General features: G+C 37.2%; 14 protein-coding genes. 6 read left to right on the plus strand and 8 right to left on the minus strand.

Annotation, left to right across the window (positions count from 1 at the left end; genetic code table 11):
• Positions 1 to 24: 24 nt before the first annotated feature.
• The 3 genes from L1267_RS01860 to L1267_RS01870 are packed head-to-tail and all read right to left on the minus strand — an operon-like array spanning position 25 to position 2,457.
• A complete protein-coding gene (locus tag L1267_RS01860) occupies positions 25 to 2,016 on the minus strand; it encodes a replication endonuclease (protein ID WP_235381969.1) in 1,992 nt (663 codons plus the stop codon).
• Positions 2,016 to 2,264 (minus strand): hypothetical protein, encoded by a 249-nt coding sequence (locus tag L1267_RS01865; protein WP_235381970.1) that lies wholly within the window; start codon positions 2,262 to 2,264, stop codon positions 2,016 to 2,018. Before L1267_RS01865 ends, L1267_RS01860 begins: the two co-directional genes overlap by 1 nt.
• A gap of 4 nt (positions 2,265 to 2,268) precedes the next feature.
• Entirely contained in the window at positions 2,269 to 2,457 is a 189-nt protein-coding gene (locus L1267_RS01870) for a hypothetical protein (protein ID WP_235381971.1), read from the minus strand.
• A 133-nt stretch (positions 2,458 to 2,590) separates the two neighbouring features.
• Between L1267_RS01870 and L1267_RS01875 the strand changes: the two genes are divergently transcribed.
• Complete coding sequence (locus L1267_RS01875; protein WP_235381972.1) at positions 2,591 to 2,929, plus strand: DUF3693 domain-containing protein; 339 nt, start codon at positions 2,591 to 2,593, stop codon at positions 2,927 to 2,929.
• 101 nt (positions 2,930 to 3,030) lie between these two features.
• Here the strand turns inward: L1267_RS01875 and L1267_RS01880 are convergent, their stop codons facing one another.
• Positions 3,031 to 3,594, minus strand: coding sequence for a YSC84-related protein (locus tag L1267_RS01880; protein WP_135926622.1), 564 nt, complete (start codon positions 3,592 to 3,594; stop codon positions 3,031 to 3,033).
• Between the two features lie 140 nt (positions 3,595 to 3,734).
• Between L1267_RS01880 and L1267_RS01885 the strand changes: the two genes are divergently transcribed.
• Both L1267_RS01885 and L1267_RS01890 read left to right on the plus strand, forming a co-directional pair.
• Positions 3,735 to 4,946: a tyrosine-type recombinase/integrase gene (locus L1267_RS01885; protein WP_235381973.1), complete on the plus strand. Its 1,212-nt coding sequence runs from the start codon at positions 3,735 to 3,737 to the stop codon at positions 4,944 to 4,946.
• A complete protein-coding gene (locus L1267_RS01890) occupies positions 4,946 to 6,133 on the plus strand; it encodes a cation:proton antiporter (RefSeq protein ID WP_235381974.1) in 1,188 nt (395 codons plus the stop codon). The genes L1267_RS01885 and L1267_RS01890 overlap by 1 nt, the downstream gene beginning before the upstream one ends.
• 53 nt (positions 6,134 to 6,186) lie before the next feature.
• Here the strand turns inward: L1267_RS01890 and ydiJ are convergent, their stop codons facing one another.
• The gene (ydiJ, locus tag L1267_RS01895) at positions 6,187 to 9,231 is read right to left on the minus strand and encodes a D-2-hydroxyglutarate dehydrogenase YdiJ (protein WP_235381975.1); all 3,045 of its coding nucleotides are present in this window, start codon (positions 9,229 to 9,231) and stop codon (positions 6,187 to 6,189) included.
• A 146-nt stretch (positions 9,232 to 9,377) separates the two neighbouring features.
• On the opposite strand from ydiJ, the gene L1267_RS01900 reads away from it, so the two are divergent.
• Positions 9,378 to 9,587, plus strand: a complete 210-nt coding sequence (locus tag L1267_RS01900; RefSeq protein ID WP_135926626.1) for a PGPGW domain-containing protein — start codon at positions 9,378 to 9,380, stop codon at positions 9,585 to 9,587.
• Positions 9,588 to 9,681: 94 nt separating this feature from the next.
• Here the strand turns inward: L1267_RS01900 and ppsA are convergent, their stop codons facing one another.
• Positions 9,682 to 12,057, minus strand: a complete 2,376-nt coding sequence (ppsA, locus tag L1267_RS01905) for a phosphoenolpyruvate synthase (protein WP_235381976.1) — start codon at positions 12,055 to 12,057, stop codon at positions 9,682 to 9,684.
• Positions 12,058 to 12,209: 152 nt separating this feature from the next.
• Here ppsA and ppsR point away from each other — a divergent pair, with 152 nt between their 5' ends.
• Complete coding sequence (ppsR, locus tag L1267_RS01910; protein ID WP_135926628.1) at positions 12,210 to 13,019, plus strand: posphoenolpyruvate synthetase regulatory kinase/phosphorylase PpsR; 810 nt, start codon at positions 12,210 to 12,212, stop codon at positions 13,017 to 13,019.
• Positions 13,020 to 13,083: 64 nt separating this feature from the next.
• Here the strand turns inward: ppsR and L1267_RS01915 are convergent, their stop codons facing one another.
• Positions 13,084 to 14,433 carry a class II 3-deoxy-7-phosphoheptulonate synthase gene (locus L1267_RS01915; RefSeq protein WP_135926629.1) on the minus strand — a complete coding sequence of 450 codons (1,350 nt, stop codon included), beginning with the start codon at positions 14,431 to 14,433 and terminating at the stop codon, positions 13,084 to 13,086.
• Positions 14,434 to 14,869: 436 nt separating this feature from the next.
• Here L1267_RS01915 and L1267_RS01920 point away from each other — a divergent pair, with 436 nt between their 5' ends.
• Positions 14,870 to 15,745 (plus strand): DNA replication terminus site-binding protein, encoded by an 876-nt coding sequence (locus tag L1267_RS01920; RefSeq protein WP_138556532.1) that lies wholly within the window; start codon positions 14,870 to 14,872, stop codon positions 15,743 to 15,745.
• 58 nt (positions 15,746 to 15,803) lie between these two features.
• Here the strand turns inward: L1267_RS01920 and L1267_RS01925 are convergent, their stop codons facing one another.
• The gene (locus L1267_RS01925) at positions 15,804 to 17,018 is read right to left on the minus strand and encodes a hypothetical protein (protein WP_063703764.1); all 1,215 of its coding nucleotides are present in this window, start codon (positions 17,016 to 17,018) and stop codon (positions 15,804 to 15,806) included.
• Positions 17,019 to 17,783 lie beyond the last annotated feature (765 nt).

Here is a 17,783-nt window from a genome sequence, read left to right on the forward strand (position 1 = left end):
TGGTCTTAAAATTAAAAGTTACAGTTAATGACACAAGTCCAAGTTCGCGATTTCATCGCTCATAATGTTGCCTGCCAGTGCTTCGTAATCCATGAACAAGCACATGTTTTGATAGTCCTCTAAAACACATGCTTCTAAGAATTGCATTTCTTCTTTGGTTGGCTCGAATAAGCGACCATCGTCATGCCAGCCTTGAATCTGCTCTGATACGCCTATCATAATTTTGCGCTGAGCCTTAATGTCGGTTTCAGTCAAAATCTGTGACGTACCGCGACGAGTGATAACAACAACGGCATCCCATGCCACGCCTAAAATACGGTTGGCTGGTTGGTCGCCGTATTTGGTGGCAAAGTAGGGCGATTGGGTTTCGCTTCGGCTAATCTCACCTGTGATTTGGTCAACAATGTCAGGTATCTGGTAATGTAGTCTTAGTGTTTGGTCTTTACGTTTAACTTGTACGCCGCCCATTGCTAAACAAAATGCTTTCCAGTCAGAGGAATCAGCAGCTTGACGAACCTTTTCTAAGGCATATTTTGAAACTGTATCTAGTGTGGTTTTCATTGCGTTAGCAACCTCGCATTTGCCTTGTTCGCCTTGGCCTAGTCGTCTAAGTTCACGCCATAAACTCACAGATGGACCACCGATTTGTTGAAAGCGTCTAATGTTAAAAGTGCTTGCCCATGTTGATGCACGTTCGGCAGCATCAGCGGGGAGTACGTTGATTTCACCAGCTTGAGAGCAAGTGACTTTATCAATGCAATCACCAGTAACAGCTTTGGTAATGTATTTAGCAATGTAACCAGCCGCAGAGCCTTTGTTTTTGTTTATGGCTATTGCTTTAAAGCGGGTTGTTTTTGATTTGAATTCGTCGGGTGTATCTTGGGTGCAAAGCTTTCTAAGTATGTTACGTACTTGAGTTGCATCACCTTTTTCCATGAATAAAAGCATGTGCCAGTGTGGGCAACCGTCATGATGTGGCTCTACAACTCTGAAACCGTATGGTCTTAAATCTTGCTTAGCGAATAGGGCGCGGGCACGTTTCCAAATATCGTTAAAATATTCTTGTGCTTCTTGAGGTGTTGAGCCGTTATATTTTTTATTCGGTATGCCTGTATGGTGTACTGAATGAAAACGGCTAGGCGCTGATAAAGTATAAAACTCACCACGATGACCATGCATGTCGGCCAGTTCTTCAAAACCACGAATACGAACCATGAGTTCGGCTGCTTGTTGTTTACCCGAAGTATGCGAACGTTCAATGATAGATTGTAGTGTTTCAAATTCTTCAAATGGATTTGATTCATTAGGAACAACAAATAAATCAGACATGATTTGTTCTGATTTTCGTTTTCTATCACGACGGTTTTGAATGGTTGGTTGTGATACATAAGCGCTCGCTTTTTTATGAACGAGTCTTAAATCACGCGCTAATTGTTCAATGGTTACAGCTTGAATTTTGCGTAATTTTCTACGCCACCAAATAGGGTCTGCAAAACGGTTAAGTGCCCCAACTAATGATGTTGCTGACAAGGTTGAACAGTAAGGTGAAACGAGAACCGGTGCATCGATATTAAATGAATTTGCCAATTCTTTTAATTGTGCAAATACATGCAAGTTATGACCATTTTTAGCGATTTTAAGCTCGCAATAGCGAGCTTTTTGCTCTGCAATATCGCAAAGTTCATCATCAGAAACGGATAAATTAATGTGTCCGAACTTCACATTTCCAAGCTTTAACGCTTCATCAGCACGCTTTAAACGGGCGTTTGCATCGGCTAAATTGCCGAATTTTTCAGCTAAAAAGTAGCCCGTACTAAGCATGTGAGCAAGGTTAGAATGACGTTCAAAGATACGATTTCGCCAAGTTTGATAGTCGAAAAAACGATCTTTCATTGGCTTAGATAAGTTCTCGAATACGTCTTTTGCTGTGTTTGCAGGGTGCAAATTAGCCGTTAAATTCATTGCAGCATTTAACGGGAATACTTGAGCGTATTGGGTAGATGATAGTGCGGCCATTATTTTTTACCTGCAGTAATTAAAGGTAAGTTAATGAGCTTTTGCGTTAGGGATTCACAAATACTTAAACGGCATTTGTAAGAATTTAAAGCTTCAACATATTGAGGTTGAGGAATAGGTGATAAATCGATGTTACTTTCAAACAACTTAATATCTGAGGTGTATCTAGTTTCAGCTATAGCTAAAACAGATATCAAAACTGAAACTTCAGTTTGAGATAGGTTTAATGTGTATGTGTTTGAACTCATTAATCTAATCCTCACTATCCATATAAGAATCTTTAAATGCTGCATTGATAGCCAGAAATGCAGCAATAATTAAAGACAAATAAAGACCGAAAAAAATAGTTAGAGTAATTGGGTCAGGAATATCGATTGAGAATGTATCGAGTAAATATTGAGATAAACTTTGGTTTAGCTCATTTAATTTAGTGAAACTCATATCCGTATTCCTTGTTAAAATTATCGTTTGTCAAAATTGACAATTTGTCGAAGTGTAATTGTCATCTTTGACAATTGTCAACTTTTTATTTATCAACATTTAAAGTTATAATTAAAAAAGTGAGGAGAACGCTATGAACTTTAGTTACGAACTAATTGAAAAATATAAAATTTTTAAAGGTTATACTCAGGACAAACAAGTTGTTTCAGACTTTGCTGAATTTAACTCTGGAAACCTGACACAGATTAAACAGGGCAAACGTCATTTAACAGCTAACCAATGTATTAATCTTGCTAATATTGTTGGTATGGATCAAAAAGAAGCATTACTCAAACTTGCCATCGAAAAATCAAAATCGAAGGAAGAAGGTAAGATCTGGTCGGATATTGTAAAAAAGATTAGTGCGGCATGTGTAGCGCTAACACTTGTTGCAGGACTTGCAAATGCTCCAAATGAGGACGCATTTGCGTAATAGCGATAGCCCATAAATTACGTTATGTTAAATTAGATAAAATAATAAAAAGTGGACGTTAGGTTACTAACTAGCCCACTTTTAGAAGGGTCTTTACTTAGTTAATTCAGTTCAGAATCTACCCAAAATTTTGTGCCTTTTAGTACAGCTTGCAAAGCAAGGCCATTTTCGGTTAATGAATAGACAGTAACTTGATCAGCAATAGCTTCCGCAACTAATGCTCCACCTTTATCTTCATATTTTGCGGCTGCATCAGCGTTACCACCAAAGGTCCAGCCATGTTCAATGAAGCGATTTAATGCAGACTGGTTATGAAAGACCATTACTACATTAAAGTCTTTTACTCCTAAACCAAGACCTAAACCAGCTTCGCCCATATTCATGTAAGTTGATTGGCCTGTTAGGTTATTTTTTACAACACCATAGCCGCCACCGAAACTCGCTAAAACAACATTTACATTTGCGTTATCAAAAACAGCATAACCCGCAGAATTTGCAATTTGTTGTTTAACATCAGGTTTTTCTGCATATAATTTGTTAAGTGTATTAGTTCTCATGCTTTGAACTAATGCACGTTTTTCTTGTGGTGATGCACTACCTGTTGTTGCACAACCCGTTAAAAGCGTTGTTAAAATAACAGAGGTAATGATTAATAACTTTTTCATACTTAATTCCTTGAATACTCGTATGGCAAAATGATACCTATATAATAGACTAATTTTCAGATATGTTAAGTCCAATACTAGACAGTATCGGACTTTATGGTAATCTTATAACTAGTTATTTTACAAGATATTTATATATTATGCTCGTTGCTCTCGTTGATACACTCAAACAACTTCGCTACCAAATCGCCCATCTTGAAGATGATACTCTCGCAACAGAATATCCTGAACTTGATACATTTATACATCAGGTTGGATTGACTGTTGCTGAATCAAAAAATGACTTAAGTTTCGTTTATCAATTCTTATACGTTTATGGCAGGAAATCTGAAGCAACGTTTAATCGCTTTCGAAATGAGCTTGAACGTTTTTGTTTATGGTCATGGTTAGTTGCTGAAAAATCAGTATTTGATCTGAAACGAGATGATATCGAAGCTTATGTAGATTTTATGGTTGATCCCGACTCTGCTTGGTTATCAGATTCGGTGCAATGGCGTTATAAAGATGAGCAAGGTATCAGGCGATTAAATTCAAATTGGCGCCCTTTTATAAATAAAGAAAATATTGCAAGCCAACAAACACTTGCTGCAATGTTTACTGCACTTAATGTATTTTATAAGTTTGCGATTTTGGAGGAAAAAACCTTTGCTAATTTTGTACCGGTAGTAAAAAAGAACAGCCCTTACCTAGTTGTGCAATCACAGATTAAAATTCCAGATACGCTCAGTGATATTCAATGGGAGTATGTATTTGGTGTTACCCGGGATTTATGTGAACAACAACCTGATTTAGAAAGAAATTTATTCACACTCGCTTGCTTAAAAGGATTGTATTTACGAATTTCTGAGTTATCAGAAAGACCACAGTGGTCGCCGGTTATGTCGCATTTTTGGCAAGACAATGATGGCTTTTGGTTTTTAAGAATTATGGGTAAAGGTAATAAATTACGTGATGTAACTTTAAGTGAAGATTTTATCACTTATTTAAAACGTTATAGGCTTTACCGTGGTTTATCTGCCCTGCCCCGAGTTGATGAATCGGAGCCATTAGTTCATAAAATTCGTGGTAAAGGTGGTATGACTGTTAGGCAAATTCGACGTTTAGTTCAACAAAGTTTTGATTTAGCAAAACAATCGTTATTAGACGATGGCTTTAAAGATGATGCTGAGCAACTTGAAGCGGCGACGGCACATTGGTTACGACATACCGGTGCAACACACGATGCACAAACAAGGCCGCTTAAACATTTATCTGAAGATTTAGGCCATGCCAAAATTGCCACAACAGACCAAATTTATATTCAAACAAATATAAAAGAACGCGCAAAGTCTGGAATAAAAAGGAAAGTTTAATGGAATATACAATACTAGCGATTGTTGGTTTAGCCCTGTTATTTTATTCTCTGACAATTCGTCAGCTAGAGCGAACTGAAATTACTGGTCCAATGTTTTTTGTTTTTGTTGGTATCGCAATGACTTATTTTTTGCCGAGCGAATTTAAGTTAGGAGAAGCAGGACTCAGTGACATCTTGCCTTTGGTTGAATTAACCCTAAGTATTTTTTTATTTACCGATGCTGCAAAATCAAAATTGCCTGTATTGAAACATAGCTTTCAATACCCTAGCCTATTACTGTTTGTTGCTTTACCAATGACACTAATATTGGGTGTTGCTGGCGGATTATTTTTCTTTTCTGAGTTGTCACTTTTTCAATCTGCCTTGATCGCTATTATTTTAACGCCCACTGATGCGGCGCTTAGTAAAGGCATTTTAGAATGTACTTCTGTACCTGAAAAAGTTCGAGAAGGAATAAATACAGAAAGCGGTTTAAACGACGGGCTTTGTGTTCCAATATTTTTAGTTCTTCTTTTGTTAGCTCAAAATCCAGAAAGTGCTGTAACAACGCTTGATACTCTATTTGTTTTTACACGAGAGTTAGGCGTGGCGCTTGTTATTTCCGGCGTGTCGATGGCCATATTTATTCCATTATTAAAAATAGCATTAGCACGTCATTATTTTGCAAATAATAGCAGCCCATTTTTATTAATTGGCTTGGTCATGGCCATTTTTTCTTTGACACAAAACCTGCATGGCAGTGGGTTTATAGCCGTATTTGTAGCGGGGCTTTTATTTGATTACTTAGCACCTAAAAAAATTCGTTCAACATTAGTTAAAGATTCTGAACATATCGCTGAATTTGTAGCATTACTTATATGGTGTTTATTCGGTTTTGTTTGTGGTCACTTAATTGTGAATGATATTACTTGGCCAATTGTATTTTATGCATTATTAAGTGTTACAGTTTTTAGAATTGTGCCGGTATTACTTTCGCTGATGTTTACTAATTTAAATTTAAAAGACAAGTTCACGTTTGCTTGGTTTGGTCCACGAGGATTAGCATCTATCGTATTCACTTTAATGGTGATGGACACTGCAATTGCGAACAAAGAGCAAATTGCTACAGTAACTTTAACAACAATTTTATTTAGCGTGTTCATTCATGGTATGAGCACCAAGCCCATCGCAAAAAGTTACCAATAATAAAGGCGCATTAAGCGCCTTTAATTTTTTTACTTTAAATTAAAATCTATTTTTTAAAGTAGCTCTGCAATTAATTGCAATGGATGCTTTGGTTTGAATTTTTCATACCGCTTAACTTGGCTACGGCATGAGAAACCTGTTGCTAAAATAGTTTCAGGCTCATTATTAGAAATAATTGGTTGCCAACTCATTTCATAAAGTGCGCGTGAATTTTCTTGGTTTTGTTTTTCGTGGCCATACGTTCCTGCCATACCACAACAACCCGTACTCGTTGTGTCTAGATGTAAATTTAAATCAGCAAAAATTGTTTGCCAAACTTTAGACGCATTTGGCATTGCTGTTGTTTCAGTACAATGACTTAATAATTTAAAAGTAGAATTCGACTTAGTGGTAAGTGAAAGCTGATTGAAGTTTTGTGTTTGAAGCCATTCATGTGCAAGCTCAACTTTAAAATCACCACGGTCTTCTTTTAAAATTGATACATACTCATCTCGGTAACACATAACTAAAGACGCATCGAGTCCGACAAGTGGCGCATTAATTTCACTGAGTGAATTTAAAAACTCTGCTGCATTTTTTGCTGTCGTTTTAAATTCATTTAGAAAACCTTTAACATGCTGTGCTTTACCATTTGGCTTAAAGGGTAATAGCATCGGTTTTTTGCCTAACGCTTTAATTACTTTAATAAAGCTTTCGACTAATTCTGCTTCGTAAAAACTAGTAAATGGATCTTGTACTATCAGTACATATTCGGCTTGTTGTTCTTTTGAGAGCGAATTTAGTAATTCAAAATTGAATTGCTGATCTTTTGAAATACGTTTTGAAAGTTGCGGTACGCTTAAACTTGGCGTATCAACATAACCGATGGAATTTTTAATTAGTCCAGATACAAGTTTGCTATTTACTATAGGATTAATAACTTTTGCAAACTTTGCCATAACCGGTGCTGTTTGTTCGATACCCGCAACAAGGTAATCTTTTGTAGGACGTGCATAATAACTATGGTAGAAATTTAAAAAGCGTGAACGGAATGTAGGTACATCAACTTTGATAGGACATGCAGTAGTACATGCTTTACAAGCTAAGCATTCGTCCATTGATTCTTTCACTTCGTGAGAGAAATCATAAACGCCTTTTTTCTTATCGCGACTATGTTGATAGCGCTCCCACCAAGTAATTACTTCACCATTCATCAATTCTTTTTCAACATTGAGTAAATCAATATTTTCAGACTCTTGCAGTCGTAACCATTCGCGCATTAAACTTGCGCGACCTTTTGGCGAATAACGGCGGTCACCTGTTACTTTATAAGATGGACACATTGGTGATTTTTCATCGTAATTAAAACACAGGCCATTACCGTTACAGGTCATAGCGTTATTAAATTCTGTTTTAACATCGATAGAAATTTCTTTGTCGAACCAGGCACGTTTTTGATCGTCAACAGAAACTAGTGAGTCTTTACTTTCAATTGGCGTACATATTTTTCCTGGGTTTACTCTGTTATTTGGATCAAATGCCGCTTTGATTTTTCTTAGTTGTGTAAATAAATGCTCGCCGAAAAATTCAGGGCCATACTCACTACGATATCCTTTACCGTGCTCGCCCCACATTAAGCCGCCATATTTGGCAGTCAGTTTAACGACTTCATCTGAAATATGGCGAAGCAATTTTTCTTGTTCAGGATCACACATATCAAGTGCCGGTCGTACGTGTAGTACGCCAGCATCAACATGACCAAACATACCATATTGCAAATTATGGCTATCAAGCAGTTCGCGAAACTCTACAATAAAATCGGCTAAGTTTTCAGGTGGTACAGCGGTATCTTCGGCAAAAGCTAACGGTTTTTGACTGCCTTTTACATTGCCTAAAAGTCCAACTGATTTCTTACGCATTGCATAAATTTTTAAAATATCAGCTTTATCATTGGTTAACTGATAACCGATCACCCCATTAGTTTGCTCTTCGACACATTTATCAAGTAACCTACATAGGGACTCAACTTTATCTTTAATATCTTCTGGTGAAACCGCATTGAACTCAACCATGTTGAGGCCTTGCATATCTTTGTTTTCAACATCGGTTATTAAGTCCGATACTGAATGCCAAATAATATCTTCTCGAGCAAGATTAAGTACTTTGCTATCGACTGTTTCTACAGAAGTCGCATTTGCTGCGACTAAGAATGGCGAATGACGAAGAGCAGAATCAAAGCTATCGTATTTAATGTTGATTAATGTCTTAAATTCAGCAATTGGCGTAATGTTTAATTTTGCTTCGGTAACTATACCTAACGAACCTTCAGAACCAGTAATTAATCGGCTCATATCAAAGGTCTGTAAATCATCAGAAAAAATATGTTCTAAATCATAACCGGTTAAAAAGCGATTTAAGCGCGGAAATTTTTCTAAAATTGCGTCTCGATTATCAAGGCCAATATCGATAACTGTTTTATATAATTTACCTACCGTGGTGTTTTGTTCTGCAATTACTTTAGCTTTTTCTATAGGCATGGGGGTTGTTGACATTTCAGTGCCATCAACAAGATAAGTTGTAAGACCTAAAACATGATCACTGGTCTTGCCATAAACCAAAGAGCCCTGACCTGATGCATCTGTATTTATCATTCCGCCGATTGTTGCGCGGTTACTAGTAGATAAATCGGGCGCAAAGAAAAAACCATAAGGTCGTAAAAAGTCGTTTAGTTGATCTTTTATTACACCTGTTTGTACTCTAACCCAGTTTTCTTCGACATTGATTTCTAATATTTCACGCATGTATCGTGATAAATCAACAACAATGCCAGGAGTTAGTGATTGACCATTGGTACCTGTACCACCGCCACGCGGGCCAAAAGTCAGTGATAAAAAAGGATCACGAGAGGCAATTTGCATAGCCAGTTGTATATCTTTCGCTGACTTTGGAAAGATAACACCCTGCGGTACTTGTTGATACACGCTGTTATCGGTCGATAAGCTCAAACGCGTTGAGAAACTTGCATCAGTATCGCCGTTAAAACCTTGCTTTTTAATCGTTTCTAAATAATTAGCGACTAATTCAGATGCGACTTGTTGTTGACTTATTGTTGCTATCATGACGGTGACAAATTAAGACATTTTGCAAATTATATCATGCTAGTAGCTAAGTTAAATTGAAGATTTTACAGTTTGTAACACTCTTTTTATCGATTTTGAAAGCATTACTTTTATACTGTTTATAAAAGCATCAAAGAGATATGGATATGAAGAAAATTGCATTAATCAGTTTGGGTTTACTAAGTTTACTACTGGGCTTAGTTTTTATTGTTGTACCTGGACCTTCGCTTATTTTTTTTATTGCAGGGCTTTTTTGTTTATCATTTTATTACCCTAAAGCGCGTGATTATTTAACCTTGTGTCAAAAGGCACTCACTAGGTCATGTGCTTATATTGATAAAAAACTTGCTCGCTGATTTAAAGGGCGTGTTGTCCTTCGAAGTAACAAAAATGCCAGCTAATTGCTGGCATTTTTTATATTAGGTTCTTTATTTTAGCTAAATAAAGTACTTAGTCGGCTAATTTTTTAGCAAGATATAACCAAGTTTCTAATACTGTATCTGGGTTTAGAGAAACAGAATCAATGCCCTGCTCAACTAACCAAGCTGCAAAGTCTTCATGATCTGAAGGACCCTGGCCACAAATACCTACGTATTTGCCTTTTGCTTTAGCTGTTTGAATAGCCATTGATAATAGTTTCTTGATTGCAGGGTTACGCTCATCAAATAGATGTGCAATTAAACCTGAATCACGGTCAAGACCTAATGTTAACTGAGTTAAGTCGTTTGAACCGATAGAGAAACCATCGAAATACTCTAAGAACTCATCTGCTAGTAAAGCGTTTGATGGTAATTCACACATCATGATTACTTTAAGACCATTTTCGCCACGTTTTAGGCCGTGCTCTTCAAGTAATTCAATAACGCGTTTACCTTCTTCAAGTGTACGTACAAATGGGATCATGATTTCGATGTTAGTCATACCCATTTCGTTGCGAACACGTTTAATTGCTTCACACTCTAACGCGAAACAGTCACGGAAATCTTCAGAGATATAACGCGCTGCACCACGGAAACCAATCATTGGGTTTTCTTCTTCCGGCTCATATTGCTGGCCGCCAACAAGGTTTGCATATTCGTTAGACTTAAAGTCAGACATACGAACGATTACACGCTCAGGTGCAAATGCACAACCTAGTGTTGCAATACCTTCAACAAGCTTAGAAATATAGAATTCAACTGGCGATTCATAACCTGCCATCATTTCTGAAATTTCAGCTTTAAGCTCATCAGATTGCGCATCAAAGTTAAGAAGTGCTTTAGGATGAACACCGATCATACGGTTGATTACGAATTCTACACGAGCAAGACCAACGCCAGCATGTGGTAAACGCGCGAAGTCGAATGCACGATCTGGGTTACCCACGTTCATCATAATTTTCATTGGTAATTCTGGCATTTCATCAACACGTGAAGTAAGTACTTCGTAATCTAAAATACCTTCGTAGATATAACCTGTGTCACCTTCGGCACACGATACTGTTACATCCTGACCTGCTTTAATTAAATCAGTTGCATTACCACAACCAACAACTGCAGGAATACCAAGTTCACGAGCAATGATTGCAGCGTGACAAGTACGGCCACCACGGTTTGTTACAATCGCAGCGGCACGTTTCATGATTGGCTCCCAATCTGGGTCAGTCATGTCAGTAACTAGGATGTCACCTTGTTGTACTTTGTCCATTTCGTCAATTGAATTAAGTACACGAACAGTACCTGAACCAATTTTGTGACCAATAGCACGGCCTTCAACTACAACAGCACCTGTGCCGTTTAGTTGGAAACGTTCCATTACGTTTGCGTCTTCATTTGAACGAACAGTTTCTGGACGTGCTTGAACAATATAAAGCTTACCGTCGTTACCATCTTTTGCCCACTCGATGTCCATTGGACGACCGTAGTGTTTTTCAATGATCACAGCTTGCTTTGCAAGTTCTTGAACTTCAGCATCTGTGATTGAGAATTTGTTTGATAGTGCAGAATCTACATCAACAATTTCAACTTGCTTACCGTGTGATTCATCTGCAGAGTAAATCATTTGGATTGCTTTAGAACCAATGTTACGGCGAACTACAGCAGGTTTACCGTTAGCAAGTGTTGGTTTGTGAACATAGAATTCATCTGGGTTTACAGCACCCTGTACAACCATTTCCCCAAGACCATAGCTTGACGTTACAAATACTACATCTTCAAAGCCAGATTCAGTATCAATACTGAACATAACACCTGAAGCTGCTTTATCTGAACGAACCATGCGTTGGATACCAGCTGATAATGCAACACCACGGTGATCATAACCTTGGTGAACACGGTAAGAAATAGCGCGGTCATTAAATAGTGAGGCAAACACGTGTTTGATTGCAGTCATAACTGAATCAATACCACGTACGTTTAAAAACGTTTCTTGTTGTCCTGCAAATGAAGCGTCTGGCATGTCTTCTGCTGTTGCAGATGAGCGAACTGCAAATGATACATCTTGAGATGCGTCGCCATGTAATTGGCTGTATGCGTCGCGAATGGCTTGGTCTAGGTTAGGTTGGAATGGTGTGTCGATAATCCATTGGCGGATTTCGGCACCGACTTTAGCGAGTGTATTTACATCATCCACATCCAATGTGTCTAAAATATCGTGGATTTTTGAGTTTAAACCAGATTGCTCTAGAAACTCATTGAATGCATCAGCGGTTGTAGCGAAACCACCTGGCACTTGAACACCAGCGTTAGCTAGGTTTGAGATCATTTCACCCAGTGAAGCGTTTTTACCGCCAACACGTGGAACATCTTGCATACCAAGCTCTTGATACCAGAGAACGTATTCTTGCACGGATCTTTCTCCATAAACAAATTGTAGTACTAACTGTGAGAGTTAAGAAAGAAAACCTTCTAAAAAGGTCGTAGTCATTCTACACTGGCAACAGACCTCACGTAAACCGTGAAGCCCCTATTTTGCAGATAAAGGTAATAAAAAGGTTAAATATGAGAACTGCATTTTATATCTCTGATGGAACAGCTATCACCTCCGAAGTCTTTGGTCATGCGACCTTATCTATGTTTCCTGTGGAGTTTAATCACAAAACAATTCCTTTTGTTGAAACAGAAAAAAAAGCAAACGAAGTTAGGAACTTAATTAACTCAACAGCTCAACGAGATGGTGAGCAACCTTTGGTATTTTTCACTTTTGTGAACCATGAATTAAGTGAAATTATAAAATCGTCATGTGCGGTATGTTATGACTTTTTATCGCAATACAGTGATAAAATCGCTCAAGAACTCAATGTTGCCCCTGTACCAAAAGTACATAGAACACATTCAATGCATGAGAAAAGCTATGACTTTAGAATTGATGCGGTGAACTATGCGTTGACCAATGATGATGGCGCTAATATAAAAAATTATTCTGAGGCAGACATTATTCTTGTCGGCGTTAGCCGAAGTGGTAAAACACCGACTAGTTTATATCTAGCTTTGCAGTACGGCATAAAAGCAGCCAACTATCCACTTACAGAAGATGATTTAGAGCGTGGCACCCTTCCTGAATGTTTAAAGGCCTACAAACATAAGCTATTTGGTTTAACAATTGATCCTGTTCGCCTTGCTGATATTCGCCAACGTCGTATGGCGAACTCTAAATATGCGTCTTTAAAACAGTGTCGAATTGAAGTTCGTGAAGTAGAAATGCTTTATAAAAAACAAAAGATTCAATATTTAAATTCAACACATCATTCGGTTGAAGAAATATCTGCAAAGATTATATCTGATACAGGTCTTGAAAGACGTAAGTACTAACTTTCTTTAGTATCGGACATTAAAAAAGGCTGCAAATAGCAGCCTTTTTTGTATAACTTATAAGTTACTTACGTGCGTCTTTTAATAAATCTGCGACTAAGAAACCAAGTTCTAATACTTGGTCAGCATTTAAACGCGGGTCGCACTGTGTGCGATAACGTTGTGCTAAGTCTTCATCAGATAAACCATACGCACCACCGGTACATTCAGTTACGTGTTGGCCAGTCATTTCAAGGTGAACACCGCCTGGGTATGAACCCTCAGCTTTATGAACTGCGAAGAACTGGCTAATTTCACGAAGGATATTATTAAAGCTTCTTGTTTTGTAGCCTGAGCTCGCTTTTTCTGTATTACCATGCATTGGATCAGAGCTCCAAATTACTTTACGGCCTTCTTGTTGTACTTTGCGTACCAGTGCCGGCAGTTTCTCTGGAAGTACATCAGCACCCATTCTGGTAATTAATGTTAAGCGCCCAGGAATGTTATCTGGGTTAACGGCATCTATAAGTTTAATTAGCTCGTCTGGGTCCATACCAGGGCCAACTTTCACACCGATTGGGTTTTTAATACCTTTAAAGAACTCGATATGTGCGTGATCTAACTGACGTGTACGCTCACCAATCCAAACAAAGTGTGCAGAACAATCGTACCAGTCACCTGATAGATGGTCACGACGTGTTAATGCTTCTTCGTAGCCTAATAATAATGCTTCGTGTGATGTAAATAAGTCTGTTTCTTTTAAGCTTGGTGCAACTGTTGAGTCGATACCGCACACTTCCATAAATTCAAGGGCATCTTGAATTCTGTCTGCTAACTGTTGGTATTTCTCTTTAAGTGGATTTGCAGCAACAAAACCCATGTTCCAACGGTTTACTTGATGTAAATCAGCTAATCCACCTTGGGCAAATGCACGTAATAAATTTAACGTTGCTGCACTGTGATGGTACGCCGTCATTAAGCGCTGTGGATCTGGAATACGCGCTTGCTCTGTAAATTCAAAGTTATTGATGATATCACCACGGTATGAAGGCAATGAAACACCGTCAATCGTTTCGTAATCTGATGAGCGTGGCTTAGCATACTGACCAGCCATACGTGCAATTTTAACAACAGGGCATTTACCACCATAAGTTAAAACGACGGCCATTTGTAAAAGTGTTTTAAAAGTGTCGCGGATATTCGCTGCGTTAAAGTCACTGAATGACTCCGCACAATCACCACCTTGTAATAAGAAGGCTCTGCCCTCACATACAGCTTCTAGTTGTTTATATAAGCTACGCGTCTCTTCAGCAAAAACTAAAGGTGGTGCACTTTTTAATTGCCCCTCAACTGATTTTAGGGCTTCTTGATCTGGGTACTCTGGCTGCTGAAGTATCGGCAGTTTTCTCCAGCTGTCTGGGTTCCACGATTGCATGTTCTTTCCTCATTCCTAACATAGACCGTTAACGAAAACTAACTTATTGCAGGTACTAAGTTCAAGGACAATATTCAGCTATTTGTAATTATTTAGTTATTTGATAAATACTTTAGCTATGAATAATTAAAAAATAACGATTTAAACACTATAGAACAGTAAGTTACCTGCTGTGTATAGCGAACTTCTATTACAGAATATATAAGAACACATCTTACTATTAGATAGCACTAGTGTAACCTCAGCTTTACGCTAGTTAAAAACACTTTTTTATCACTAAGTTGAAATAATAAAAATACATGCTAAGCACTACAAATAAGGAACACATCATACTTTACTAAAGGAGAATGTAAGGTCAACGTCTGAGTGAAATAAATATTTAAAAGGTCAAGTGATAAGGTTAAACTTAGGGAATCTATATGTAAGATGTGTTCCTATGAGTACTAAACTTGAAATTCGCAGTCAGTTTGATTTAGTTAATGAGTTAACCCACCTATTTTGTGATGAATTAAAACAGCTTGATTTTCATAAAGCGTCATATTATCAATTACCTGATATTGATATAAACGATGAGAAAAAAGTCCCTTCGGCAATACCTGTCATAAAAGTTGAAGGTGCTGATGCACAAAAACAAATCATTAATTCGTTTGGTGATTTTTATAAAAAGACGGGCTTAAGTAGTCGAGTACTTAAAAGGCATCCTGGCTTATTAGTGCTTAAAGATGTTGATAAACAAAATATTACCGCCAGAATCAATCAAATAAACAAAGCCAAAGCTGATTTTAAAAATTGTGTGTTGGCTATCGATAATAACGATGCACGCTTTGAAGCTGTTCATAATGCTGTGCCAAACTTAATTACTTTAGCTGCCTATCGTAAAATTCACTATGAAACAGAGTCACCCTACTCTGTTCGTTTTACTTGGATGCACAAACATGCAACTAAAACACTAACGAAAAAAATGGCACTCGCTATGTTAGAAAAGTCTGCAAGTTATTCAAATCCAAGAATGATCGATCAACATTCTTGGCAAGCACTTGTTGCACAAGAACAAAGTCGTGTTGCAAGTTTAGGTGATAAAGAGAAATTACGAATTCGTAGACCAACAAGGGTAAGCCCACAAGTTAATGTGAGATACACTGCTCAGAACAGATATCATGTTAGCGCTGCTTTACCATTTATATTGATAAACCCTGAACCAGATGTAAAACTTGGTACGTTATCTGATTATCAAAAACCACAAAGCCATCCTCGTAAAAGAGAATATGATTTCTTAGTAGATAGACTTTACTTAGAACAAGTAACAGATTGATTATGTTAAAAAGGCCACTTATGTGGCCTTTTGTTTGTAGTTAGTAGTATTAAAGAAATTAGTCTTCAACTATTTCTTCAATTTTATCTTCATCAATTAAAACTGCATTCTCAACAATGCGTTTGCCACCTTGTATTTCGATTCGTTTATTATGCTTATTTAGTGTAAGAATCTCATCACAAAATTGGTCAGACGGATGCATCTCGTAAGTGTAATCAATAATATTACCTGTTTTATCATCTTTAACGTTGGTAATGTTATATTCTGAAATTGCACCTTTCTCGATCAAATCTTTCATTGTTGTCGTCATATCACGACGCAATGCTTTCAATTTGTTTTCTGTTATTTCATCTGTCGAGTAGATTGATCCGTACTTTTCCATAATTGATAAAAGTCGAAAATGGTAGGTTTTACCCGGTGCAGCATAACGCCATAAATGATACAAACGCAGCATCATCCAACGTGATAAACCACGCTTTAATTCTTGTGCACTATTAAAGTAATAACCTTTATATTCAAGATTATCGATCATGTTATGTACGAACGCATTTAAACATGCAACACATTTTACGTTACCACCTTGACCTTTCTTGCCACTAAAGTGCAGTGACGATAAAAAGTTCATATTCGATTCGTAAAATGAATCATCAATATCAGAATTGCGGGTGTCGGTTGCTGAATATCTAAATGAAAGTTTAGAACCTTGTAATGCTTCTAAAGATTCTTTAATTTGAGGATATGGCATCGACTGGCCAACAGCTTTCAGCTCTTGCGCCAATTCATTCATTGAAAAAACAACCGCGTATTGAATACCCGATTTAAAATTAATTTTTACAATTTTACCTTTAGAAGCTAAACGGATCAGAGCTCGCTCGACTTTTTCTTCTCGGTCAGATGGCCAAACAAGATATTCAACATCTTCACCATCTTTACGAGTGCTTACTACCGCAGGTGTAATTTTTATTTCGCCATCATAAAGAATGCCGTCTACTTTTTCAGAGATTCTGCGTGTAACGATTGTTTTCTTTGGTGCTTCTTCAACCGGAAGCTTTTTATGACCAGAACGGACAAAACGTCCCCATAAATCATAATGATTAAATGTATTTGAGTAAGCTCTCAAACCATGAGCAGCATTTTCAATTGAAACGCGCACATCTTTGTTGTCTGTAAATAGTGCTAGACTTTCATTATCTATTGCACTTTCCACCCCGTGGATCTGCCCGCGTAATGTGTCGGGTAAGTTATCTACCGAGATGTTGACCTTTCGGCTCATTGTTCTTATTTCCAATTTTTCTTCGACAGTTAATAACAACACATAAAACTTAAAAAGTTAAATGTTTAAGTTAGTAAAAACTTGATCCGATCTCAATTAATTTCTTAGGATCAGATTTATACTAACTCTCTCGTAATTGCTAATTTTCAGATCAGATTTTTACTAAGTTATAGTTCATAGGTGGCGATTTTACTAACTCAGTTCAATTTATGTCCGGTGAATCTACTTTTTAAGGCTTATTTACACGACATAAATCTCTATTTTTTAAATCGCATGTGGATAAACCAAGTTTAAGTTAGCATAGATCTGATCTGTACCAACTATAGATCAGATCCGTACTAACTAAATGCTTAAATTTACCTGGGTACCAGTGTATAACTTTCTAATTTAGTTAGTAAAATTTTGATCTACACAGACATAATTGTGAGTAATTTAGTGATTAAGCTGTGCATAACTAAAAAGCCCATTTTTTACTTAGTAATAAGCTGATCTGTGAGTAATAAGAGATCTGATCTTAACCAAGTAAAACTATGATCTGCTATTTTATGAAATATTCAATTAAATCAGCTAGATATTACACTATTTTAGCATCTTAACCTTATATACCTATATATTTAACCGATATTAAACTTACTTATTTATACTTAGCATAAGTAAAGTTACAAATTTTTATTAAATGTCTTATTAATAAAAGGCATGTCGCCTTAAATACTTGTTTACAGCAATTTGAATGGACATTATACTTAAAGCATAACTTTGAGGAAG

The sequence above is a fragment of the Pseudoalteromonas sp. OFAV1 genome (assembly GCF_021532595.1).
GTDB lineage: Bacteria > Pseudomonadota > Gammaproteobacteria > Enterobacterales > Alteromonadaceae > Pseudoalteromonas > Pseudoalteromonas lipolytica_C.

Excerpts from the sequence above, each read along its gene's own strand:
- L1267_RS01860 (WP_235381969.1), bottom strand. The coding sequence starts at position 2,016 with ATGGCCGCACTATCATCTACCCAATACGCTCAAGTATTCCCGTTAAAT.
- L1267_RS01865 (WP_235381970.1), bottom strand. The coding sequence starts at position 2,264 with ATGAGTTCAAACACATACACATTAAACCTATCTCAAACTGAAGTTTCA.
- L1267_RS01870 (WP_235381971.1), bottom strand. The coding sequence starts at position 2,457 with ATGAGTTTCACTAAATTAAATGAGCTAAACCAAAGTTTATCTCAATAT.
- L1267_RS01875 (WP_235381972.1), top strand. The coding sequence starts at position 2,591 with ATGAACTTTAGTTACGAACTAATTGAAAAATATAAAATTTTTAAAGGT.
- L1267_RS01880 (WP_135926622.1), bottom strand. The coding sequence starts at position 3,594 with ATGAAAAAGTTATTAATCATTACCTCTGTTATTTTAACAACGCTTTTA.
- L1267_RS01885 (WP_235381973.1), top strand. The coding sequence starts at position 3,735 with ATGCTCGTTGCTCTCGTTGATACACTCAAACAACTTCGCTACCAAATC.
- L1267_RS01890 (WP_235381974.1), top strand. The coding sequence starts at position 4,946 with ATGGAATATACAATACTAGCGATTGTTGGTTTAGCCCTGTTATTTTAT.
- ydiJ (WP_235381975.1), bottom strand. The coding sequence starts at position 9,231 with ATGATAGCAACAATAAGTCAACAACAAGTCGCATCTGAATTAGTCGCT.
- L1267_RS01900 (WP_135926626.1), top strand. The coding sequence starts at position 9,378 with ATGAAGAAAATTGCATTAATCAGTTTGGGTTTACTAAGTTTACTACTG.
- ppsR (WP_135926628.1), top strand. The coding sequence starts at position 12,210 with ATGAGAACTGCATTTTATATCTCTGATGGAACAGCTATCACCTCCGAA.
- L1267_RS01915 (WP_135926629.1), bottom strand. The coding sequence starts at position 14,433 with ATGCAATCGTGGAACCCAGACAGCTGGAGAAAACTGCCGATACTTCAG.
- L1267_RS01920 (WP_138556532.1), top strand. The coding sequence starts at position 14,870 with ATGAGTACTAAACTTGAAATTCGCAGTCAGTTTGATTTAGTTAATGAG.
- L1267_RS01925 (WP_063703764.1), bottom strand. The coding sequence starts at position 17,018 with ATGAGCCGAAAGGTCAACATCTCGGTAGATAACTTACCCGACACATTA.